The sequence below is a fragment of the Shimia aestuarii genome, from assembly GCF_022814865.1.
GTDB lineage: Bacteria > Pseudomonadota > Alphaproteobacteria > Rhodobacterales > Rhodobacteraceae > Shimia > Shimia aestuarii_A.
The window spans coordinates 1-22,711 of sequence record NZ_JAKVRD010000032.1; the positions used below are offsets into that span (position 1 = coordinate 1).

Annotated in this window: 18 protein-coding genes and 1 tRNA gene; 10 read left to right on the forward strand and 9 right to left on the reverse strand. The window is 61.0% G+C overall.

What is annotated here, in order from left to right; genetic code table 11:
* From MK745_RS18815 to MK745_RS18830, 4 genes are all read right to left on the reverse strand, one after another.
* Positions 1–584 (reverse strand): DUF1772 domain-containing protein (locus MK745_RS18815; RefSeq protein WP_243614730.1); only part of this gene is annotated, 584 nt, incomplete at its 3' end.
* Between the two features lie 191 nt (positions 585–775).
* Complete coding sequence (locus MK745_RS18820) at positions 776–1,255, reverse strand: DUF2948 family protein (RefSeq protein WP_243614731.1); 480 nt, start codon at positions 1,253–1,255, stop codon at positions 776–778.
* Positions 1,252–2,520 carry a UDP-N-acetylglucosamine 1-carboxyvinyltransferase gene (gene murA, locus MK745_RS18825; protein WP_243614732.1) on the reverse strand — a complete coding sequence of 423 codons (1,269 nt, stop codon included), beginning with the start codon at positions 2,518–2,520 and terminating at the stop codon, positions 1,252–1,254. The genes MK745_RS18820 and murA overlap by 4 nt, the downstream gene beginning before the upstream one ends.
* Before the next feature lie 4 nt (positions 2,521–2,524).
* Positions 2,525–2,686, reverse strand: coding sequence for a hypothetical protein (locus tag MK745_RS18830; protein ID WP_243614733.1), 162 nt, complete (start codon positions 2,684–2,686; stop codon positions 2,525–2,527).
* An 87-nt stretch (positions 2,687–2,773) separates the two neighbouring features.
* Between MK745_RS18830 and MK745_RS18835 the strand changes: the two genes are divergently transcribed.
* Positions 2,774–2,848 (forward strand) — tRNA-Thr (locus MK745_RS18835).
* Between the two features lie 145 nt (positions 2,849–2,993).
* On the opposite strand, the gene MK745_RS18840 is transcribed toward MK745_RS18835, so the two are convergent.
* Positions 2,994–5,105 (reverse strand): autotransporter domain-containing protein, encoded by a 2,112-nt coding sequence (locus tag MK745_RS18840; protein WP_243614734.1) that lies wholly within the window; start codon positions 5,103–5,105, stop codon positions 2,994–2,996.
* Positions 5,106–5,229: 124 nt separating this feature from the next.
* Positions 5,230–6,195 (reverse strand): agmatinase, encoded by a 966-nt coding sequence (speB, locus tag MK745_RS18845; RefSeq protein ID WP_243614735.1) that lies wholly within the window; start codon positions 6,193–6,195, stop codon positions 5,230–5,232.
* A 221-nt stretch (positions 6,196–6,416) separates the two neighbouring features.
* On the opposite strand from speB, the gene MK745_RS18850 reads away from it, so the two are divergent.
* Together MK745_RS18850 and MK745_RS18855 are read left to right on the forward strand one after the other, a co-directional pair.
* Positions 6,417–8,162, forward strand: a complete 1,746-nt coding sequence (locus MK745_RS18850) for a sugar phosphorylase (protein WP_243614736.1) — start codon at positions 6,417–6,419, stop codon at positions 8,160–8,162.
* Between the two features lie 276 nt (positions 8,163–8,438).
* The gene (locus tag MK745_RS18855) at positions 8,439–9,062 is read left to right on the forward strand and encodes a DUF2711 family protein (protein ID WP_243614737.1); all 624 of its coding nucleotides are present in this window, start codon (positions 8,439–8,441) and stop codon (positions 9,060–9,062) included.
* Between the two features lie 136 nt (positions 9,063–9,198).
* Here MK745_RS18855 and MK745_RS18860 read toward each other — a convergent pair whose 3' ends face one another.
* Genes MK745_RS18860 through MK745_RS18870 form a run of 3 tightly spaced genes read right to left on the reverse strand, consistent with a single transcriptional unit; the run spans position 9,199 to position 11,930 of the window.
* Positions 9,199–10,419, reverse strand: coding sequence for a glycosyl transferase (locus tag MK745_RS18860; RefSeq protein ID WP_243614738.1), 1,221 nt, complete (start codon positions 10,417–10,419; stop codon positions 9,199–9,201).
* A 21-nt stretch (positions 10,420–10,440) separates the two neighbouring features.
* Positions 10,441–11,208, reverse strand: a complete 768-nt coding sequence (locus MK745_RS18865; RefSeq protein WP_347813664.1) for an HAD-IIB family hydrolase — start codon at positions 11,206–11,208, stop codon at positions 10,441–10,443.
* On the reverse strand, positions 11,205–11,930 hold the full coding sequence (locus MK745_RS18870; protein ID WP_243614739.1) for a CDP-alcohol phosphatidyltransferase family protein: 726 nt from the start codon (positions 11,928–11,930) through the stop codon (positions 11,205–11,207). Before MK745_RS18870 ends, MK745_RS18865 begins: the two co-directional genes overlap by 4 nt.
* A 128-nt stretch (positions 11,931–12,058) precedes the next feature.
* Between MK745_RS18870 and MK745_RS18875 the strand changes: the two genes are divergently transcribed.
* The 7 genes from MK745_RS18875 to MK745_RS18905 all read left to right on the forward strand — a co-directional run.
* Entirely contained in the window at positions 12,059–13,000 is a 942-nt protein-coding gene (locus MK745_RS18875) for a DNA adenine methylase (RefSeq protein WP_243614740.1), read from the forward strand.
* 575 nt (positions 13,001–13,575) lie between these two features.
* On the forward strand, positions 13,576–17,274 hold the full coding sequence (locus tag MK745_RS18880) for a Hint domain-containing protein (protein WP_243614741.1): 3,699 nt from the start codon (positions 13,576–13,578) through the stop codon (positions 17,272–17,274).
* 257 nt (positions 17,275–17,531) lie between these two features.
* Positions 17,532–19,658 (forward strand): Hint domain-containing protein, encoded by a 2,127-nt coding sequence (locus MK745_RS18885; protein ID WP_243614742.1) that lies wholly within the window; start codon positions 17,532–17,534, stop codon positions 19,656–19,658.
* 155 nt (positions 19,659–19,813) lie between these two features.
* Complete coding sequence (hpaD, locus tag MK745_RS18890; RefSeq protein ID WP_243614743.1) at positions 19,814–20,794, forward strand: 3,4-dihydroxyphenylacetate 2,3-dioxygenase; 981 nt, start codon at positions 19,814–19,816, stop codon at positions 20,792–20,794.
* Positions 20,795–20,859: 65 nt separating this feature from the next.
* Positions 20,860–21,633 (forward strand): HpcH/HpaI aldolase family protein, encoded by a 774-nt coding sequence (locus MK745_RS18895; RefSeq protein ID WP_243614744.1) that lies wholly within the window; start codon positions 20,860–20,862, stop codon positions 21,631–21,633.
* A gap of 124 nt (positions 21,634–21,757) precedes the next feature.
* Positions 21,758–22,267: a DUF2478 domain-containing protein gene (locus MK745_RS18900; protein ID WP_243614745.1), complete on the forward strand. Its 510-nt coding sequence runs from the start codon at positions 21,758–21,760 to the stop codon at positions 22,265–22,267.
* A partial coding sequence (locus MK745_RS18905) for a glucokinase (protein ID WP_243614746.1) occupies positions 22,267–22,711 on the forward strand: 445 nt, incomplete at its 3' end. The genes MK745_RS18900 and MK745_RS18905, both read left to right, overlap by 1 nt.

Below are 22,711 nucleotides of genomic sequence, written 5' to 3' on the forward strand. Positions count from 1 at the left end.
GTAACACCGTCCTCGGGCTGCACCTCCGGTTCGAGATCATCAAGCGTCGCAAGCGCCTCGACAATCGCCGCCGCGCCCATGTCCGACAAACGGTCGTGCAACTCTGCGGTCGTCTCTTCCGCCCCGACACAAAGCAACGTCACCCCGGAGACCACCGTCCGCGCGATGTTCCAGACCTGCCAGCGTTCTGAGTACGCGCGCCAGATCTCACCCGCCTCCGCCGTGTTCGGATCGACAAGCGCAAGCGCCTCGTTCATCGGCACGTTGACACTCACCGTGAGGATCATTCCCCCAATAAGGTAGATCACCCCGCCAATCCCGAACGCCGCCCCGGCGCGCGCCGCCCCCGTGCGCCACGCGGCAAACCCGGTCAGCAGGAGAACAAAGGGCGTGCCAAAGAATGCCGGCGCAAAGACCGCATTGCGCACCGAGGCATTCATCCCCTGCATCGCCGCAATCGCCGTCTCGGGGGCAAGCTGATCAAGCCCCCACATGGTCGAACAGACCCAGGCATAGAAGAAACCGAAAATCGCCCCGGACAGGAGCAGCGAAAGAGGGGCCAGAACGGCGAGCAATGCACGCATGAAAGCAATCCTTGAAAATGAACAAACTATGGCTTCAACGTGCGTCGCAACGGGTTCCGTCGCAACGCGCGCTCAATTAATCCCGAAATTCCATGATCCTGCACGGACGCAATACCGACGGAATACCGACGTGATACCGAAATGCGTTTTGCCGCGAAATCAGCGCGTTAACCGTGATTCGCCCCGAGGGATCAAATCTCGTGCGTCGGTGCCTTGCCCGAAGGCGCGCGATAGGGCCGCGTCACATCCTTGAGCGTCACTTCAAGCGCCTCGACCTTGAGACGGATCGCCCCATCGCCCGCCAGCGTCAAAAGGACAAACCCCGCCCCGTCCTCGCCCGGCTCGAAGGTCACAGAGAGCAGGGACAGGATCGTATCGGCGTCCTTGCGGTCGATCCCTTGCGAGGCGACGCCAAGCACATTATCAACGACAAGCACCGCCTGCACACGTTCAAGGTCACGCCCCCGGCGCTCGGCCCGCGGCGCATCCTCCCAACGGAACCTATTGAGAAGCAAGGCAAATCTCCGCTCCCCTGCGCGCCACTGCATTTCCGTCGCGGGGAATACAGCGTCCTGTGTCAGAGAGGACAGAACCCCGAGATCCTCAAGGTCCAGCGCCCCAAGGTTCAGCGGCGCTTCGCCGCCATCTTCAAACCGTGCGTCTTCGCTCACCGTGCTGTCACCCTTTCGATATGGGCCCCCACATTGCCGAGTTTTTCCTCGACCCGCTCATAGCCGCGATCAAGGTGATAGACCCGGTTCACAACTGTTTCGCCCTCTGCCGCCATCGCCGCAAGGATGAGCGACACCGACGCCCGCAGGTCCGTCGCCATCACCGGCGCGCCTTTGAGACGCTCAACGCCCGTCACGGTCGCCGTCCCCCCCTGCACGTCGATCTCCGCCCCCATCCGCATCAGCTCAGGAGCGTGCATGAACCTGTTTTCAAAGATTTTTTCCTCGAGAACCGAGGTGCCTTCCGCGGTGCACATCAAGGCCATCATCTGCGCCTGAAGGTCGGTCGGGAAGCCCGGGAACGGTTCGGTCGTGACGTCCACCGCCTTGACCCGACCATTGCCGCGCGTGACCTTGATGCCGCGCTCTGTCTGCTCAACGGAAATCCCCGCCGCATCAAGCTTTTCACAGAACGCGCCAAGCAATTCGATCCGCCCGCCAAGACATTCCACCTCGCCGCCACAGATCGCCGGGGCAAGCATATAGGTGCCAAGTTCGATCCGGTCGGTGACAACCGGATGTGTCGCGCCGTGCAGGCGGTCGACGCCCTGAACTTCGATCCGGCTCGTCCCGTCGCCCTCGATCTGCGCGCCCATCGCCCGCAGGCAGGTTGCAAGGTCAACGATCTCCGGCTCGCGCGCGGCGTTGTTGATGACCGTGGTGCCCTTGGCAAGTGTCGATGCCATAAGGATATTTTCCGTCGCGCCCACCGAAGGAAAGTCTAGGTCGATGACCGTCCCCTTAAGACCCTTAGGCGCCTTGGCGTGCAGGTAGCCTTCCTTGAGCTCGATCTCCGCGCCCAGCGCCATAAGCCCCTTTTCGTGCAGGTCCATCGGCCGTGTCCCGATCGCACAGCCCCCCGGCAGCGATACAACCGCCTGCCCGAGACGCGCCAGCATCGGACCAAGCACAAGGTTCGAGGCGCGCATCTTGCGCACGATGTCATACTCGGCCACGTGGTTGTCGAGATCATGGCTCGACATCGCCAGAACCTTGCCCTCCTGCAACGCGCTGACCTCCGCCCCAAGCGAGCCCAGAAGCTCGGTCATGGTGCGGATATCCGAGAGCCGCGGCGCATTGGTGAGCGTCAGCGGTTCTTCGCTCAGAAGCGTCGCCGGCATCAACGTCAGACAAGCGTTCTTCGCCCCGGCGATGGGAATTGTGCCCTTAAGCGGGCCATTTCCCCGCACGATAATCGAATCCATGTGCCTAGCCTTCGCTGCTCTCGTCGTTGTCTTTTGCCTGATCGCCCGCCGCCCTGGCCCGTGCCTGAGCCTTTCTGCGCCCCATATTCGCCTTGAGTGCCGCCTTGAGGCGATCCTCGCGCGACTTGCCGGAGTCTTGTTTCTTGCGGGGTTGATCTCGTTCCATGACCTTTCCTTACATGACGTGCAAAAAAGGGTCCAGATTGGGGTTGCGCTGGTCAAACTTTGAGTCTAAATCCCGCGCCACGGTAATGCTGTGGTAGCTCAGTGGTAGAGCGCACCCTTGGTAAGGGTGAGGTCGGGAGTTCAATCCTCCCTCACAGCACCATTCCCCCCCAACAATCCTGCGTGCCACACTGCGATGTCGCATTCGCGTCGGCTGTGGCTTTGCCCTTTGCGCCCGCTCGGCTTCAAACGAAAAGGCCCATGCCCCGTTCTCTTGGGGCATGGGTCTCTCGCGGTTACCCGATGGCTCAGAAATGCATCTGCAAACCGATCCCTCCGGTTACAACAGCGCCACCGCCATAGGCCGATTGCGTCACACCAAGGGAGATGTCGAACGCCATCCCGTTGCCAAGGCTATGGACATACTGTGCATTTGCGAATCCGCGGGTTTCATGCGTCACCTGCGCCCCCGCGACCGAAAAGGTCGTCATGCCCGGAACCGCCGATGTGCCGGTCACAGGGTTGGTACTGCGGTCAAGATCGACATCAAGCCCCCCTGAAAGACGAAGCTGCCCGCGCGGCCCCGCCGCCATATCCGCATGCACCCCGAGTCGCGCCACGGTCCAGCTCTGGTCATAGTCGTCATAGGTCAGCGGGAAAGTGACCCCGTTGCTTTCGGTATAGCCATCGCGACTTACCTCGGTGTGGCGCAGCGCGGCAAAGGGTGTAAGCCGCATCGACCCACGATCCATGCCATAACCAATCTCTGCCTGAAGGCTTGTCGCCGCTAGCTTGCTGCTGCCAAGCCCGGCTTCTGTGCTCGACAGGCTCGCATCGCGCAGGATGTTCACGTCGCCACCGATATGAGACGCCCCAATTTTCCAGGTCAGGCCCGCGCCATGTGGATTGCCGCGGAGCCAAAGCCCCCCGGCGACAAGCGTCCCGTCCACGTCAAGCCCGGCGAGATCACCGTCTTCATTGGCAAGCCCCAAATAACCGCCAAGCACCAGGTTGCTGTCTTCAAGCGCAAGCGCCGCGCTCACGCCGCCGACCGTGGCACCGGTGCCATCACCGCCGCTCGCCCCAAGGGTAAAGCGCAGCGCATAAGGCACCCGCGCCGCGCCGCCCTGTGTCGAAACCACCCCGCCGGACTGTCCTCCCATACCGGGGGTCAGCTCGTTGCCGAGAATCCCTTCCGCGCTTTGGCCAAGATCGCTCATCGCATTGGCCTGCTCCTGCGCGTTGGTGCCGATCTGCGTCGTGGTGTTCTGAAGGTCGAGCACCGGACCGCCGCCCCAGACAAAGGCGCGGTTGCCGTCGATACTATCGCCATAGCCAACCACGACATTGCCGTCGTCACTGACGCTGAATGCATAGCTCCAGCTGCCGCCCTCGAGCACGCCAAGCTCGGTCAGACCGTCCTCTTCATGCCAATGAAACGCCCGCGATCCATTCAACGTATCGACGATCCCGACCACGACACTGCCATCGCCGTTCACATCCTCCGCACTGGATCCCTTGTAGGGTCCACCGACCGTGCCGAGGTCCGTCATCCCTTCGCCTTCAACCCAGCGGAAAGCATGTCTCTGCGTCGCCACCTCCGAGATCTCGATCGGGTTCGCAGAAGGATCCGGCACTGTGACCTCGCTCCGTCCCACAACGACGGAACCATCGGCGTTCACTGCCTTGGCCCAGGAGTAGTCCCCGCCAGCCAGCGTGCCGAGATCCTGCATCCCCTCGCCTTCAACCCAGCGGAACGCGCGGGTCTGCCCCGTGCTCAAACCGGAATCTCCGACCACGACATCCCCGGCATCATTGACGCCATAGGCATAGGCAAAGCTGCCGCCAAGGTTGCCGATATCTTGCATTCCCTCGCCTTCGACCCAACGAAATGCGCTTTGATACGCAATCGAGGGTGAGAGCGTTGGGTCTTGGCCCGGTGAACTACGATCTACCCGCCCAACAACCACGCTGCCATCCGCGTTCACACCATAGGCATAGGCATTCGCATAATCTTCCAACATCACGAGCTCGGACCAACCGCCGTCCTCGGTGTAGCGCCAAGCGCCGTTATGACCGTTGGCATAAAGCGAAGCGACGGCCACGCTCCCATCCCGGTTCACGTCATAGATGTTTCCGACATGCCAGATCCCGGTCGGGCCGCCGACATATTGCGTCCCATCCTCCTTGGTCCAGGTCACGATAAAGGGGGTGTATCCGCGACGGTTCGACGTCGCCCAAACAACTTTGCCGTCGCCGCTGACATAGGCGTCACCTGTGGCATGGTGATGTATGTTCAGCGGCTCGACAAGATCGGCATCATCAAGAGGGTTCTCAGCCTCCTGCGCCATCGCGACAGGCACAAGGAGCGAGGTCAACGCAGTGGTGAGGAGGGCTTTGGCAAGGGTGGAGTGATGCATCATCATGCCTTTCACAATGCAGATATTCAAACTTCTGCAATTATCCATCCTTCCCGTGCAGGAATCCTTGCGCTAGATCAACTCTCCCTCTTGATGTCAGGCGATCCTCCCCGTTGCTCCCGAGCTAGCTCTTCGCGGCTTTCTCCGCGAGCAGGCAAAGCAGTTCGAACATCACCGACACGCCAAGAAACGCTGTCGCCCCGCTCTGGTCGAACGGCGGCGACACCTCGACAAGATCGGCGCCCACGATGTTCAGCCCCCGTAGCTTGCGCACCACCTGAAGCGCCTCGAAACTGTTCGGCCCGCCAACCTCGGGCGTGCCGGTGCCGGGGGCAAAGGCCGGGTCGATGAAATCAATGTCATAAGAGACATAGGTCTCTGCCTCGCCCACGATCTCGCGCGCCTCGGTCATCACATCGTCGAGCCCGCGCGCGAAATACTCCTCGATGGGAATCACCCGCACACCAACCGCATCGGCAAAATCCCGGTCCTCGCTATCATAGGCCGTGCCGCGAATCCCGATCTGCACCACGCGTTTGGGATCAAGAAGCCCTTCTTCAATCGCGCGGCGGAATGGTGTGCCGTGGGTATATTGCGTGCCGCCGAAATAATCCTTGAACAGGTCCGTATGGCTATCGAAATGCACCATACCAACCGGCCCCGCCTTGGCGACCGACCGCAGGATAGGTAGCGAACAGAGGTGATCGCCCCCGCCTGTGAGAGGCAGAATACCGCCCGCCACCACGCGGTCATAGAACGCCGTGATCCGCTCCATGCTGTCGATGATATCGGCCGGGTTCGGCGCCACGTCGCCAAGGTCGGCGCAATTGACCAACTCGAAGGGCCGCACCCCCGTCGCCCCGTTCTGTGCCCGGATCATCGTTGACATGTCGCGCAACTGGCGCGGCCCGTGGCGCGGCCCCGGGCGGTTCGTCGTGCCACTATCCCATGGCGTCCCGATCAACCCGACCTGCACCTCGCCGATCCGCGCGCCCTCAAGGTCCACATGCGGCAAGCGCATGAAGGTCGGCACACCGGCAAACCGCGGCAGGTCAAAACCGGAAATCGGCTGAAAAAAGGGATCGCTCATCTTGGCCTCCAAACAGGGATCAATCCCGCCGACCCTAGCCTCCTGATCCCCCCGCGCAAGCATCCTCGCGCGCCCCGCAGCGCGCATGCACAAAAAACAGGCAGGCCACGCCCCGCATCATGGCCGTCCACGGGGAACAAAACCGCTTTTGTTTTCCCCGCCCGCGCGACAGTCTACTAAGAGCAAGGGTCTCAAGGCGGTGCGGAACGCAACTCACGATTATGACGGATAAAAACAACTCTTTCGGCATCAAACTGACCGAGCTCCTGCACGAGATTTACCCCGACCTCGATAGCGACATTCTCGCCTCCAAGGTGATCGACGCCTTTTGGCCCGAGGGCACGCACCGTCGCAAACGCGCCCGCGCTCCCGGCAACAATCTCTGGTCCGAGAAAGACGCCGTCCTGATCACCTATGGCAATTCCCTCGTCGATGGCGCGCATAAACCCCTCGACCTTCTGCATGATTTCCTGCTCGCCCGGCTCAAGGGGGTGGTGAACGGCGTGCATATCCTGCCCTTCTTTCCCTACACCTCCGATGACGGCTTTGCCGTGACCGACTACCGCGCCGTCAATCCCCAGCTTGGCGATTGGCCAGACATCTCGCGCATCGCCTCGGATTTTCACCTGATGAGCGACCTTGTCCTCAATCACGTCTCCTCTCAAGGTACATGGTTCAATGCCTACCGTCAGGGACAGCCCCCCTATGACCGGTTCTTCTTCGAGGCCTCTCCCGACGATGACCTATCTCAAGTCGTGCGCCCCCGCACCACGCCGCTCTTGCAAGAGGTCGAGACGGCGCACGGGCCGCGCCATGTCTGGTGCACCTTCTCCCACGATCAGATCGACCTCGACTTCCGCAACCCAGAGGTCCTCCTCGAATTCCTGCGCATCATCCGCCTGCACGTAGACAATGGCGTGCGTATCATCCGCCTCGACGCGGTGGCCTTCCTTTGGAAAGAGGTCGGCACCCCGTCGATCCACCTGCCCCAGACCCATGCCATCGTGCGCCTGATGCGGCTTCTGGCGGATTTCGCGACAGAGACCGTCGTGCTGCTGACCGAAACCAACGTCCCCAAGGCCGAGAACCTCTCCTATTTCGGCAACCGGAACGAGGCCCACGCGGTCTATAACTTCCCGCTGCCGCCGCTCATCCTGCACGCGATGATGTCGGGCACCGCGCAATACCTCAACACATGGCAAAGCGGCATGCCCCCGGCGCAACTCGGCTGTGCCTACCTGAACTTCACCGCCTCGCATGACGGCATCGGCATGCGCCCCGCCGAAGGCGTGTTGCCGCAAGAGGAGAAGGACAAGGTCATCGACACGGTGCGCGCCCTTGGCGGGCTGGTGTCCATGCGGGCGCTCCCCGATGGCGGCGAAGCGCCTTACGAGCTCAACACGACCTATTTCGAGGCCATGAAACGCACCTTCCGGGGCGAGGACGCGCATCACATCGCGCGCTTTCTCTGCTCGCAAACAATCATCATGTCGCTCGAAGGCATCCCCGCGCTCTACATCCACTCCCTTCTCGGGACGCCGAACGATCACGAAGCCGTCGAACATCGCGGCATGAACCGCGCGATCAACCGTCACCGCTGGGACTACCCGACTCTGATCGAGAAACTCGACGATCCCGCCTCGACGCAATCGCGCGTGCTCTCGGCGCTCTCAACGCGATTGAAAACCCGACGTCAGCAACCCGCCTTCCACCCCAACGCGACACAGTTCACCCTGACACTCGATGATCGCGTCTTCGGCGTCTGGCGCCAGAGCCTCGACCGCGACCAATCCATCTTTGCCCTGCATAACGTGAGCGACGAGGTCGTCCTGATCCCGATCACCGCGATCAACCTGATCGAGGACGAGGACTGGCACGATCTCCTGACCGGCGAACCCATCCACGCCACCGGCCCGCATATCCCCCTCGAACCCTATCAATGCCGCTGGATCGCCAACCGGAGCTAAGGCTGGTCGGGTGCCAAGCGATTTCGAAAACTCTTGGTGCCATCACCTGATACGGAATTCTGGCCGAAGCTGACGCCCTCGGCATGTTCAAGCGAAGGCCTGTAAGGCTGTTATGTAGGACGAAGAGGGCTTCTAAGCCGATGCACTGGATGTCCGGTTTGGCGAAATTGACAAACTGGCGCTATCGGTTCACTCCTAAAACACAATCCTAGCCACTGTAAAAAGATCGGATCTTAAGAGTTGAGTTTTGTTTCATGTCCTTATGGCGGACCAATCATGAAGGCCTATGACGGACACTTCTCAAATGCTAGGATTGTCCTTCATCCCTTTCTAAGGCCCAACAGTATTTCAGTCGACCAATTCAGGCCGGAAACCTATCCAACAAAATTTCAAATCGTCAATGACTGCCAACCGGTAAGCTGGATGGAAGTAGTTGAGCAGTCGGATTTCGATAATATCGGTCAACTCGACGTAGCACTACGATGTTCAATCTCTGGAATCGTAAAAAGCAAACACCGCGAAGATCTGGTTGAGCTGCTACAAGAAACGACCGAGAAGCTGAGTTTAGTCCAACCGTCCGAAGGGGAAATTGCCCCGCATGTTGAACTTGAAGTTTGGAAACGGCTAAAAAAGGCAGGTATTCACAAAGTTAAAGTTGCAGATGAATTCGGCGATCTAATCGAAGTGCACACCATAGATGGGCTTTTCGAGAAAGACTGCATTCCCCTTCATGGTATCATTTTCAACGAGAACCTTGATTTTCACATCGCGTCTCATTGGGACAGTCATTGCACATTCATAGCCTTCAAAACTCAAATAGATTTCTCAAGACTAGAAAGTTTTGAGTGCAACGAACGCACCCAAGTTTATTGGGGACTTTATCCAGAAGGAAATCCTTAGTTTGGGATTTCGTCCTGTTCTGAAACGGGCCCTTCAACCCAAGTAGCGGACATTCGTACGCAGGCAGCATTCAATAAACTTGACCTCAAACCAGACACATGACTCGCCCCGGCAATACCCCCCTCTCAGACCAACCCTACCCGAACTCCTTATCATCCGCCGCCGCCGCTGCGCGCAGGTCGGTGAGGAACGCCGCATCCGCCGCATGCACCCGGTTCCATGTCGGGATGAACGGCGTCTCGTGCGGGTTCTCGAGGAAAATCTGCCCCGCCCGCATGATGTTTTCCGCAAATAGCTCGATGGACTGCTCTTCCTTGTGCCGATCAATCGACAGCCCGTTCATCTTGGCGTCGTTGTAATACGCTTCAAGAAGGTCGAGCGCCGAGCGGTAGTAGGTCGCCTTCAGGGTGCGGAACACGTGATTGGTAAATACCGTCCCGTCCGAGGCCAGCTTGCGGAAGATCGCCTTGCAGATATCCGTACTCATCCGGCTCAGCCCCTTGGAGGCATCCTCCGGGCTCAACTCCTGATGCTTGTGGTCATAGCGATCCGAAATCTCGACCTGGCACACCGCCTTGGGCGCAAGATTGCGCCACGCCTCGGACAAAACCCCGATCTCAAGGCCCCAGTCGCTCGGGATGCGCAGGTCGGGCAGGACCGCCGTCCGCATCGCAAACTCCCCTGAGAGCGGATAGCGGAAACTGCGCAGATAATCGATATAGTCGCGATCCCCGATCGTGCGCTTGAGCGCAATAAGAAGCGGGCTCACCAGAAGCCGCGTCACCCGCCCGTTGAGCTTGCCGTCGCCGACCCTCGGATAATACCCCTTGGCGACCTGATAAGGGAAAGTCGGCGCCACCATCGGATAGACCAACCGCGCGAGCATTTCCTTGTCATAGGTGACGATGTCGCAATCATGGATCGCCATCACCGCGCTATCGGCACAGGCGATGAGGTATCCCATGCAGGTCCAGACGTTCTTGCCCTTGCCCGGCTCCTGCGGCGCGATCCCAAGTGCATCAAGCCGTTTGCCAAGCTCGAGCATCCGCGGGCTATCGTTCCAAAGCACGATATGGTTCTGCGGCAGGCGCGCAAAGAACTGTTTGGCGTGGCGGAACTGTTCCTCGTTGGCTTGATCGAGGCCGATGATGATGCGGTGCAGATACGGCACCTCTGCCAATTCCTTGAGGATATTGGGAAGCGCATCGCCCTCAAGCTCGGAATAGAGGCTCGGCAGGATCAGCGAAATCCGGCGCGATTGCGAGAAACTCTGAAGCTCATAAGTCAGTTCTTCGAGAGAACGGCTGCGCAGATTGTGCATCGTGGCAATGTTGCCGTTCTGGTGGAAATCGGCCATGCGAGTCTCGGCCTCCTGTCTTTAAATTTCCCTCGAGAGTATGGAGAGCACCGCCCGGTTCCAACCGTGAGGCCCACTTTCCTGCGTGCGAAAAATGCGACCTGCCTCTTCTTTAGGCAGTTTCGGCAAGCCCGGCCCGCCGGGGTTTTGCACGATGACCCCGATATCGGCGGCCTCGATCATTTCCACGTCATTGGGCGCATCCCCAAGCGCCACCGTCGCCTCCGGCGCATAGCGCGCGGCGATCTCTGCCATGCGGTCTGCCTTGGTCGCGCCAAAGGAAAGCGTCAAGAACCGCCCGCCTTGACGCGCTGCGATCCCGGCCTCACCCGCGCGGGCAAGAAACGCCTCAAGCGCCGCCTCGCTACCCGTCCAAAGCCCCGGCTCGGTAAACCCGCGCTGCCGCGCCAACGCGGCTTCGTTCGGCGCGAGCCCCGTGACCTCGGCCACCTCCGCATCGCTCATATCGCCGAAACCTCGGAACGCGGCGCGCATCTCGCTCGGCAATGCCCCGAGCCAACTGCGCAACCGCGCATACTCCGTCCCTGCCTCAGGTGCCGCTCCGGCCTCAAGCACCCCCGCACCATTCTCGACAATCGCAGGCCAGTCCGCGAGCCCCATCGCCGCGCGCAGCCGCGCAATCTCTGGCCCGGTCTTGGAACTTGCCAACACCACGCCACAGCCCGCCTCGGCCAAAGCCGCAAGCGCCGGGCGCGCAGCATCAAAGGAATAGGTCTCGTGATCGAGAAGCGTGCCGTCGAGGTCCGAAAACACGAGGAACCGCATCATTCGGCATCCCCGCGATAGGGCGGTTTCGTCATCGGCAAGAAGGCATCCGCTACATCCAGAAGCGCATAGACCAACAGCGCGACAACCATATGCCCAAGATACCCGCCGGACAGCGCCATGAACGGAATAAGCCCCGAAAGCCCTGCGACAAACGCGATCGGCAGATCCTTTAGCCGCAACGGTTCATCTCCGCCCGCCTCAGGCACCCGCAGTGCAACCTGCTCGCGCACCAACCGCGCCAGCAGCCGCACAAACGCCGCCGCCAGGGCAAGCGCGGTCCAGCCAAACCCCGTCCCAAGCGTCCGATCCGCCAAAAGCCCAAGCGCCGTGTAAAACAGCCCGTGCTGCACCATGTCCGACATATAGTCGAGATCCGCCCCGAGGATCGACGCCTTCCCCAGAAGCCGCGCCATCATCCCGTCGGCGCAATCGAGGATCTGGAACAACACGCCGCTGATGAAAAGCGCCCAAGCGGCAAGACCAAGCGGCAAGACCGCCGCCTGCAACGGCATGGTCAGCGCGAGGACAAAGCCAAGCGCCGTGACGCCCATCGGCCCGAACCCAAGCCGCAACAAGACCCACACAAAGGGCGGGCTCGGCATCCGGTAAAAAAGCGCAATCGCCCATGAGGTGCGAAATTCATGCCGCACATAGGGTTTGCGCAAATCTGCCAAGATATCCCTGAACGAGACCTGCCTCGTCTCTTCCCCGCGTTCTTCCACGGCCACTGCTCCTGCTTGTCTGCCTCTCTCATACACCACGCATCGAAAGGTGGCGAGACGGCCTGCCCCCTTGCCGCCGCGACCAGAGCGCGCAATTGTGGCCGAACCTCACCGGAGCACCCATCGCGATGCATCAACCCTCCCTGTTTTCCGACCTGACCGCCGTTGAGACGCCGCCTGTCGCGCCGTTCAAGACACAGCTCATCAAATGGGTCGGCAACAAACAGCGCTACGCCGACCAGATCATCGCCCATTTTCCGAACCGCTATGAGACCTATCATGAACCCTTCCTCGGCTCCGCCGGGGTCATGGCGAACCTGTCACCACGCCATGCGCTAGGTTCGGATGCCTATGGTCCCCTGATGGAAATCTGGCAATGCCTGACCGAAGACCCCGAGCGGCTCATCGCTTGGTATGACGAGCGTTGGTCATGGTTTCATGCCGGTGACCGCAAAGACCGCTACGAGACGATCCGCGCCCGCTTCAACGCCGCGCCGAACGGGGCCGACCTGCTGTTTCTATGCCGGGCCTGCTATGGCGGGGTTGTGCGCTTTCGCAAGAAGGATGGGCTGATGTCGACGCCGCTTGGCGCGCATCCCGTTATCAAACCCGAGAAGTTCGCCCGCCGCGTCGCCATGTGGACGCCACGCATCGCCGGGGCGCGCTTCGAGCGGCTCGACTACCTCGACGCGCTTTCCCGTGCCGCTCCGGGCGACCTTGTCTATTGCGATCCGCCCTACGCCCATTCCCAGAGTATCCTCTACGGTGCGCAATCCTTCCGCCTCGACCGCCTGATGGAGGCCATCGCCGAGGCCCGTGACAGGGGCGTTTTCGTGGCGCTCTCCATCGACGGCACCAAGAAGTCCGGAAATACCTATTGCGACATTCCCCTGCCGCCCGATCTCTTTGTCGAAGAGCATTTCGTCAATATCGGCCGCTCCATGCTGCGCCGGTTTCAGATGGACGGACAGACCCTCGAAACAGAGATCGTGCGCGATCGCCTGCTCCTCACCTACCCCTCGCCACACACGAATCCGACCGCCACATCCTTGCCACAAACCGATTCGTGAGAGGCTCAGAGGCGAATCACATTTGTTTCTGGTTGCAGGGCAAAGCCTCGCCTCCCGACAAGATTGTTTCCTCTCCGGCAGGCGCGCCACATTTCCGCCTGTGTCACAAGAGGCACAATACTGCCCTCTTTCGACCAGATCGATTGGTTCCCAACAGGAAACACACTCTCCCCTAGGCTGCAAAGAAACTTGTGTGAACTCGGCAGAGCCTTGGAAAACAACCCAATACCATAGGCCTTCGACGGCCCGCGCCCCCTCAGTTTATCTCGGTTTTTGGAAACAATCGCTCACCCCAGCCGCGTGCTTTCCCCTAGGTCCGCACGCTCTTCGATTAATCAATTTTGTCTGAAATTGGCAGATTGTGTCAGGTTTTTGTTCCACTGGCCCAGTTCTTGCCGCAATATTACCACGCGTCCGACTGGGGGGCGAAAAGGTGGCTCGGGGCGGCCTATAGCAAAATTTGGGCATCTGCGTGATGCGGCCGGTTGATCTGTGGCCGGGCGATTGTCGTTTTCCGACAGCGCCTGCCTATGGGCATATCTGGCCCGGACGCTTGATTGGAAGAAGAGGTAACTATGGCTGATCCTACCGGTCCTGGTGTTGTCGAAGGCACCGAAAACGACGACGTCATTGATTCCACCTACACAGACGGCGACGGCGATAGCGTCACCGGCGGCGCGGACCTCGTCTATGGTCTTGGCGGCGATGACACAATCCAAGCCGGAGACGGGAACGACACCATTCACGGTGACGGCACTGGCAGCGGCGAAGCCACGGTGCAGAAGGTTCTAGATTTCAACGACCTCGCGGCCGGCACGATCGTGTCCGACCAATATAGCGGTGTCTCGATCTCGTCCTACTATGGCGACACGCCGACGATGATCTTTGATTCATCGAACCCGACCGGCGGCGACTATGACCTCGCGACCTCCAATCTCGGCGGCGTCCTGATCCTGTCCGAAGACGGCGACAGCTCCGATCCCGACGACAACGCCGGCGGCGGCAAGATGGTCTTCGATTTCGACGATCCGGTCTCGATCGACCAACTGACCTTCCTTGATGTCGACGAAAGCTATGCCAAGGTCTATTTCTACGACGAAAATGGCGACCAAATCGGCAGCTACGTCAAAACCTACGGTGCGGGCAACAACTCGCAGATCGTTCAGGACTATGACGTCGACGGCGTGTCCAAGATGGTGGTCAAACTCTATGGCTCTGGCGCCATCGACAACCTCACCTACACCGCCACCGAAACCGTGACAGCCTCCGGCGACGGCAACGACGTGATTGACGCCGGCGACGGCGATGACCTCGTCTTCGGCGAAGGCGGCTCGGATACGATCGACGGCGGCGAAGGCAACGATACGATCTACGGCGGCTATGGCGACGGAACCACCGAGACCACCCGCGAAAGCTTCAACTGGAGCGATCTGGACGACGATTGCAACAAATCGCTGAGCGATGGCGAAGACATCCCGGGCGGTCAGGTTCAAAATACCGGCTCGGTCGATGTCACCTTCACCATTGTAGATGAATACGGCGTTGAATCCGAATTCGAGACCGAGAACCAGAACATCGGCGGCATCGACGGCGGCTCTGAGACGGTCAACGACAACAGCTCGCTCGATTCCGCGACCAATCATGACAACGAAACCGCGACCTACCGGCTCGACTTCTCCGACCCGGTGACCAACGTTGATTTCCGCGTCAACGACATCGACCATGACTCGGTCGTCAATATCGTCGCTTACGATGTGAACGGTGTGCAAATCCCGGTGACCCTCACCGCCAGCGGCTCGACCGACCTGAACCTGAGCGACACCGACGGTGTGGCCGGGGTGGACACCGCGAGCGCGACCAACAACTCCGGCTCGAACACCGACGATGACAACTCGATCCTCGTCGAGATCGCCGGTCCCGTGGCCCGCATCGAAGTGACCCATTCCAACGACGGTGGCGACGGTAGCAACGTCAATATCACCGACGTGTTCTTCGACGCAGGCGGCGATGTGATCGACCCCGGCAACGACGCGGGCGACTCGCTGTCTGGCGGCGCTGGCGAAGATGTCATCTATGGCGAAGGCGGCAACGACACGATCGACGGCGGCGCTGGAAATGACACGATCCTCGGCGGCGAGGGCGACGATACCATGGATGGCGGTAGCGGTGACGATGTCATCGGCGGCGGCGGCACGGGCGGCACCACGACCGGCCCCGAGCTTCTGTCCAACGGCTCTTTCGAAGATGGCTATCACAACGCCAACACCGTGAGCGGTCTCGACAACTGGACGACGCTCTCTGGGTCGCCGGATTCGCCCGATGACGGGACCGCGTCCGAGTATTGGAACCCCGACCTGACCTCGACCGACGGCACCGGCTATGTGACCATGTGGAGCTATCCCGGGCACCCGCAGGAAACCATCGGCCAAACCCTCGGGACACCGCTTGAAGAAGGGCAGGACTACGTCTTTACCTTCAACGGCCAGTCGACCGACTACGACCATGGCGAAGGGTGGTTTACCCCCGAAGACATCCCCGTCACCTTTGAAATCCTCGATCAGGACGGCAATGTTCTCGGCAGCACCGTCGTGCAAGGGACCGATTACGAAAGCTACGAGATCACCTTCACCGCACCGGCAGGGGTGACCGGCATTCAGCTGCGTCCCAACGGGTCCGACGACCCCAACGCCTACCGCCCGGCTGTGACCATCGACGAGGTTTCGCTCGTTGCGGTGACGACAGACCCGAGCGCAGGCGATGAGGCCGGCAATGACGTGATCGACGGCGAAGACGGCGATGATACGATCTTTGCAGGCACCGGCGACGATACCGTAGACGGTGGGGACGGCTCCGACTCCATCGAAGGCGGCGACGGCAACGACCTGATCGACTCGTCCTCCGATGATCTCGTGGACCTGCCCGATCTCGGCTTCCCGTCCTACATGGGTTTCCCCGAGGTTCCGGCCGATACCGACCCGAACAACGACAAAGACTTTGTCGATGCGGGCGCAGGCAATGACACGATCATCACCGGCGACGATGACGATACGATCATCGGTGGCTCCGGCGATGACCTGATCGACGGCGGCGTCGACAAGGATCTCATCGACGGTGGCACTGGCGCCGACACGATCATCGGTGGCGAAGGCAACGACACCATTGATGGTGGTGACGGTGATGACGTCATCTATGGCGGCCTCGACCCGGCCTTCCCGGATTACCTCAACATCCCGAATGACGGCTCTGTTGGCGATCCTGACCCCGAACTCGAAAACGGCCGTGACCTGATCGACGGTGGGGCTGGCAACGACACCATCTTTGGCCAGGATGACGACGACACGATCATGGGCGGCTCCGGCGATGACGTGATCGACGGTGGCGTCGACGACGACCTGATCTCCGGTGGCGATGGCAACGACCAGATCATCGGCGGCCAAGGGTCCGACACCATGTCGGGCGGCGATGGCGACGATACGTTCTACGTCTCCGACGGCACCCACGGCGATGGCGATGTGATCTCCGGCGGCTCTGGCCCCGACGAGAACACCGACCACGACGTTCTCGATCTGACCGGGTCCGGCTCGCGCACGATCAACGCCGTCGCAGATGTCAATGACGCCGGCGCTCTGACCGGGACCGTCACCTTCGACAACGGCGATGTCCTGACCTTTAGCGGCATCGAAGAAATCATCTGCTTCACGCCGGGCACCGCGATCCTGACCCCCTCGGGCGAAATCGCGGTCGAGAACCTCAAGGTCGGCGACAAGGTCGTCACCCGTGACAACGGCCTGCAAACGATCCGCTGGGTGGGCAAGAAACAGCTTTCGGGCCGCGATCTTCTTTCGCGTCCGAAACTGCGCCCGGTGATGATCCGCGCCGGTAGCCTCGGCCCGAACCTGCCCGAGCGTGACATGATGGTGTCGCCCAACCACCGGATGCTTCTTGTGAGCGAACAGGCCCAGCTTCTCTTTGAAGAGGCCGAGGTTCTTGTCGCGGCCAAGCACCTTGTCGGCCTGGATGGCGTGCAGCAGATCGACACGGTGGGCGTTGAGTATGTGCACTTCCTCTGTGACAACCACGAGGTTGTGCTCGCCAACGGCGCATGGAGCGAGAGCTTCCAGCCCGGCGAATACTCGATGGGCAGCATTGATCAGGCCCAGCGCGAAGAAATCTACGATCTCTTCCCCGAGCTGCGCAGCACCGAAACGCTCGACGCGTTCTCTGCCGCACGCCTGACGCTCAAACGCCACGAGGCCAACCTCCTCGTGAAGTAACGCCCCGTCTTGGGGCGGGCAGTCCTTTCTGCCCGCCCCAAGACCACCCTAGGCGCACCCGTCCGCCTACCGCTGCGTAAAGCGCCACCCTTTTGCCTCAAAGCCCGCGGATTTGCCCCCTCCCCCTTTGGCGCGCCCTTATTGCTGCCGCAAAGTTCCGTGGATTTGGCTACATTTCTCCTTAACTTGACCATTTCTCGGCCAGACACTGCTGCCAAAGGAGTCCCATATTTCGGGACCAGTGAAGAGCAGGTTGAATGGCAAATATTAACGGCAGCAATGGCGACGACACGCTGAACGGCGGCAGTTCCAGCGACTCCATCACCGCCTATGACGGCGATGACGTCCTGAACGGCAACGGCGGCAACGACACGCTTCGCGGTGGCGATGGCGATGACACGCTTGATGGCGGCTCTGGGGCCAACTCCATCGACGGCGGATCCGGCAATGACGAGATCATTGGTGGCTCTGGGGCCGATACCTTCAGCGGCGGCAGTGGTCAGGACACCATCAACTATTCCGACTCAGACTCTGCCGTGAATGTCGATCTTTCGACCAACACTTTCTCAGGCGGGGATGCCGACAACGATACCAACGCAGGCGGCATCGACGCCATTGTCGGCTCAGACCACGATGATGTTCTGACCGGCTATGACGGCTCAAGCACCAACCCCGGCGACGCGTACACCAATGAATTCTGGGCGGGCGCGGGCGATGATACGCTCGACGGGAAAGGCGGCGGCGACTATCTCGACGGTGGTGCCGACAACGACGTTATTGATGGCGGCACCGGTGACGACACGATCATCGGAGGCTCCGGCAATGATACCATCGACGGCGGAGACGGCGACGACCTCATCGGAGTGGGCGAAGAACTCCTTGCCAACGGCTCTTTCGAAGATGGATCTCACTCGGCCAATGGCGTCAACGGCCTCGACAACTGGTCTAACGTTTCCGGCTCCCCCGACTCTGCCGACGACGGCACCAGCTCGGAATACTGGAACCCCGCGCTCGATGCCTCCGATGGCACCGGCTACATCACCATGTGGAGCTATACCAACGGCCCGCGTGAAGCGATCAGCCAGACGCTCTCGGATTCGCTGATCGAAGGACAGAACTACACCCTGACCTTCAACGCCCAATCGACCGACTACGAGGGCGGCCAGTGGTTCACGCCCCAAGATATTCCCGTCAACTTCGAGATCCTCGATCAGGACGGTAACCTGCTCGGCACGACCGTGGTCCAAGGCACCGACTACGAAAGCTACGAGATCACCTTCACCGCCCCCGCTGGCGTGACCGGGATCCAACTGCGCCCCAACGGCTCGGACGACCCCACGGCCACATACCCCGCCGTGACCCTCGACGAAGTATCCCTCATCGCATCGCATGACGAAGCGGGGGACGATGTCATCGACGGTGGTGCGGGCAACGACACCATCTTCGCCGGCACAGGCGACGACCATATCACCGCTGGCTCCGGCAGCGATAGCATCGACGGCGGCGCAGGCAACGATACGATTGTCGGCGGCGGTGAGAACGACACGCTCGTGGGCGGCGACGGCGCCGACTGGATCACCCTTTCGACAAGCGGCAACGTCCTTGTGCAGGGCGGCTCGGGTGGCGATGACAACGACGTGCTCGACATCTCCCCACTGCTGCAACAGGGGTTCGTCATCACCCACATGACGCAGAACCCGGAATCCGATGGCAACCCGGGCTTCAGCGGCCAGATTCAGCTCTATAACCCCTCGACCGGGGAATCGATGACCATCAACTACACGGACATCGAAACCTTCGCGCCTTGCTTTACCCCAGGCACCCTCATCGCCACGGCGCGCGGTCAATGCCCTGTCGAAGACCTGCGTGTTGGCGACCGTGTGGTGACCCGCGACAATGGACTGCAAGAAATCCGCTGGGTCGGTCGCCGCGATCTTTCCCACTCCGAGCTTCTCCTGCGGCCGCACCTGCATCCGGTCCTGATCCGCGCCGGGAGCCTTGGCCCGAACACGCCCGAACGTGACATGCTCGTTTCGCCCAATCACCGCATGCTCCTCGCGGGTGATCGCTCTGCGCTCTACTTTGATGAATACGAAGTCCTCGCCGCCGCCAAGCACCTGACGCATCAGCCCGGCGTCGAGACCATCGCCGCTGAGCGCGTGAGCTACCTGCATTTCATGTTCGACCAACATGAACTCGTCCTCGCCGACAACGCCTGGACCGAAAGCTTCCAACCGGGCGACCAATCGCTCGACAGCATGTCCTCTCCGCAACGCGCCGAGATATACGAGCTTTTCCCCGAGTTAGAGACACATCAGGGCCTCGAAGGCTATGGCGCCGCGCGCATGACCCTCAAGCCTCACGAGGCCCGCCTCCTCTCCTGAGGCCCGCCCGAACCCAAGGCTCAACGCCGTGCGACATTTTCGAGTCGCGCGGCGTTTCCGTTTGGCGCCTGCTCCTGCACACCCCTAGAGTCGAAACTGTTGACCGGTTTGCGCGATTTAATTAACATGTGAACTACCTTGGAGGAGGAAAGCCCATGCCCGTACCCGCGCCGAACCTGTATCCGCCGTTCAATATCGTCCGGTTGAGCCACGTGGAATACCGCGTCACGGACCTTGCAAAGTCGCGTGCCTTCTATGTCGACACGCTCGGACTTCAGGTCACGTATGAAGACGACACCCGCATCTACCTGCGCGCCATGGAAGAGCGCGGCCATCACTGCATCATTCTTGAACAAGCAGACGAGGCCAATGTCGGCATCCTCGGCTTCAAGCTCTACGACGAGCCCGACCTCGACAACGCCGCCGAATTCTTTGCCGCCCGTGGCCTTCCCGTCGAATGGGTCGAACGTCCGCACATGGGCCGCACCCTGCGCACCCGCGATCCTTGGGGCATCCCGCTTGAATTCTACGTCAAGATGGACCGCCTCGCCCCGATCCATCAGGAATACAGGCTCTATAAAGGCGTAAAGGCGCTTCGGATCGACCATTTCAACATGTTCTCGTCCGACGTCGACGCCTCCGTCGCCTTCTATAATGACATCGGTTTCCGCACGACCGAATACACCGAAGACGCGGAAACGGGCCGCATATGGGCCGCCTGGATGCATCGCAAGGGCGGTGTGCATGACGTGGCCTTTACCAATGGCACCGGTCCGCGCCTGCATCATACGGCTTTCTGGGTGCCCAACCCTCTCAACATCATCGACTTGCTCGATCTTATGTCGACGACCGGCTGGGTCGCCAATATCGAACGTGGCCCCGGTCGCCACGGCATCTCCAACGCCTTTTTCCTCTATGTGTTGGACCCCGATGGCCACCGGATCGAGATTTACTGCTCCGACTATCAGACCGTCGATCCCGATCTCGAGCCGATCAAGTGGGATCTTAAAGACCCCCAGCGTCAGACCCTCTGGGGCGCGCCCGCGCCGCGCTCGTGGTTTGAACATGGCTCGCTCTTTGAAGGGGCAGAGACCCGCGATAGCGCGCTCAAGGCACAGCCCATCATCGCGCCCTGATCCTGCTGGACAAACCCCGCGCCGCGCCCTCATTCTGGCGCGGCACAAGACCAGAAGGAAACCCAATGCCCGCGCCCAAGAATAGCTTCAAGACCGCCCTCGCAAGCAAGACGCCTCAGATTGGCCTCTGGGTCGTGACGGCCGAGCCGTCCCTGGCCGAGATGATCGGCACTGCCGGGTTCGATTGGCTTGTGCTCGACGGGGAACACGCTCCCAACGATATCCGGAGCCTCAAGGACGCCCTGACTGCACTCAACGGCTCCAAGAGCCACCCGGTCGTGCGTATCCCCGTGGGCGAAGCATGGATGGTCAAACAGGTACTCGACGCGGGCGCGCAAACTGTTCTCGTGCCGATGGTCGATACCGCTGATCAGGCCCGCGAGATGGCTGCCGCCATGCTCTACCCGCCCGCAGGCATCCGCGGCATGGGCGCGTCCGGCGCCCGCGCCTCGCGCTTTGGCGAGATCGCCGACTACGTCGCAACCGCCAATGACGAGGTCTGCCTCATCGTGCAGGCCGAAAGCCGCGCTGCGCTCGACAACCTCGACGACATCCTCGCGGTCGAGGGCGTGCAGGGCGTCTTTATCGGTCCTGCCGACCTCTCCGCCGACATGGGCTATCCCGGCAACCCCGGCGCACCCGAGGTGCAGGACGCAATCGAGACCGCCATTCGCAAGATTGCCGCCTCCGACAAAGCAGCGGGCATCCTGACCTCCGGGACCGAACCCGCGCGCAAGTGGCTCGACGCAGGCGCGACCTTTGTCGCGGTTGGCATCGACATGAAGCTTTTCTCCGATAGCGTCCGCCGTCTCTGTGCCGAAGGCAAGGCCCTGCTCTAGGGCCGGTTTTGTGCACCACCGCGATACAGACGCGATACCGACGTAATACCGACGTTGGTTTTCGCGCCCTTTCGACACAGAATCTTGTTCCCCAAACGCCCGTCTCGCGCTAGGACATTGGCCCATGAAGATCGCCTATACCATGACCGAAGGGCGCGGAGAGCTTGACCTCCTGCTCGCCAATTTCGCCGAAACCCTGCGCCTGCGCGGCGTGCGGACAAGCGGCATTGTCCAGATCAATACCGAGCACGATAGCTCGCACCGCTGCGATATGGATGTGAAGGTTCTGCCAGACGGTCCCGAGGTCCGTATCTCGCAGTATCTCGGCAAGGACTCCAAAGGCTGTCGCCTCAACCCCGAGGCCCTCGAGACCGCCGCCGCCAAGGTCTCTCAGAGCATGGAAAACCCGTTCGATATCTTCATTCTCAACAAGTTCGGCAAGCAAGAAGCCGACGGTCGCGGTTTCCGCGACATGATTGGTACCGCGCTCGACAAAGGGGCTGCGGTTCTGGTTGGCACGAACGCCATGAATGAACAGAAACTCATTGATTTCTCAGGCGGAATCGCAACATCCGTCGCGCCAACTCCCGAGGCGCTCTTGGCTTGGTTTGAGACGCCTGCTGCGTCTGAGTGATGTGGCTTCTGGCCGATATCGGCGGCACCCATAGCCGGATTTGCCTTGCCGATGAGAGTGGCCTGATCGCCCCCTCCCTACACCACTACGAAAACGACCGCTTTGCCGACACGGATGCGCTCTTCGCAGCGTATCTTGCCGCGCATGATGCCTCTCCCACCGCGGCCGCAATCGCCATGGCCGGCCCTGTGGCCGCCGATCCCCCGCGCCTGACGAACCGCGACTGGACACTCTCCCCCGACACCCTCGCACCGCGCCTCGGCTGTCGCCCGCGGCTGCTCAACGATCTCGAGGCCCTCGCCCTGTCCCTGCCCTCGCATCCCGCAAGCCGCCTTCTTGTCCCCGCGCCGGAGACACGCCCCAACGGCCGCCGCCTCGCCGTCGGTATCGGCTCCGGCATAACCGCCTGTCCCCTCCATGGCACCAAGCCCCACCCCTTGGGAT

Bases quoted from the DNA above. Each gene is read 5' to 3' on its own strand.
- MK745_RS18865 (WP_347813664.1), bottom strand. From the start codon at position 11,208: ATGATGCGGTTCCTCGTGTTTTCGGACCTCGACGGCACGCTTCTCGAT.
- MK745_RS18895 (WP_243614744.1), top strand. From the start codon at position 20,860: ATGCCCGCGCCCAAGAATAGCTTCAAGACCGCCCTCGCAAGCAAGACG.
- MK745_RS18900 (WP_243614745.1), top strand. From the start codon at position 21,758: ATGAAGATCGCCTATACCATGACCGAAGGGCGCGGAGAGCTTGACCTC.
- MK745_RS18840 (WP_243614734.1), bottom strand. From the start codon at position 5,105: ATGCATCACTCCACCCTTGCCAAAGCCCTCCTCACCACTGCGTTGACC.
- MK745_RS18875 (WP_243614740.1), top strand. From the start codon at position 12,059: ATGCATCAACCCTCCCTGTTTTCCGACCTGACCGCCGTTGAGACGCCG.
- MK745_RS18885 (WP_243614742.1), top strand. From the start codon at position 17,532: ATGGCAAATATTAACGGCAGCAATGGCGACGACACGCTGAACGGCGGC.
- speB (WP_243614735.1), bottom strand. From the start codon at position 6,195: ATGAGCGATCCCTTTTTTCAGCCGATTTCCGGTTTTGACCTGCCGCGG.
- MK745_RS18830 (WP_243614733.1), bottom strand. From the start codon at position 2,686: ATGGAACGAGATCAACCCCGCAAGAAACAAGACTCCGGCAAGTCGCGC.
- MK745_RS18855 (WP_243614737.1), top strand. From the start codon at position 8,439: ATGAAGGCCTATGACGGACACTTCTCAAATGCTAGGATTGTCCTTCAT.
- MK745_RS18860 (WP_243614738.1), bottom strand. From the start codon at position 10,419: ATGGCCGATTTCCACCAGAACGGCAACATTGCCACGATGCACAATCTG.
- MK745_RS18880 (WP_243614741.1), top strand. From the start codon at position 13,576: ATGGCTGATCCTACCGGTCCTGGTGTTGTCGAAGGCACCGAAAACGAC.
- murA (WP_243614732.1), bottom strand. From the start codon at position 2,520: ATGGATTCGATTATCGTGCGGGGAAATGGCCCGCTTAAGGGCACAATT.
- hpaD (WP_243614743.1), top strand. From the start codon at position 19,814: ATGCCCGTACCCGCGCCGAACCTGTATCCGCCGTTCAATATCGTCCGG.
- MK745_RS18850 (WP_243614736.1), top strand. From the start codon at position 6,417: ATGACGGATAAAAACAACTCTTTCGGCATCAAACTGACCGAGCTCCTG.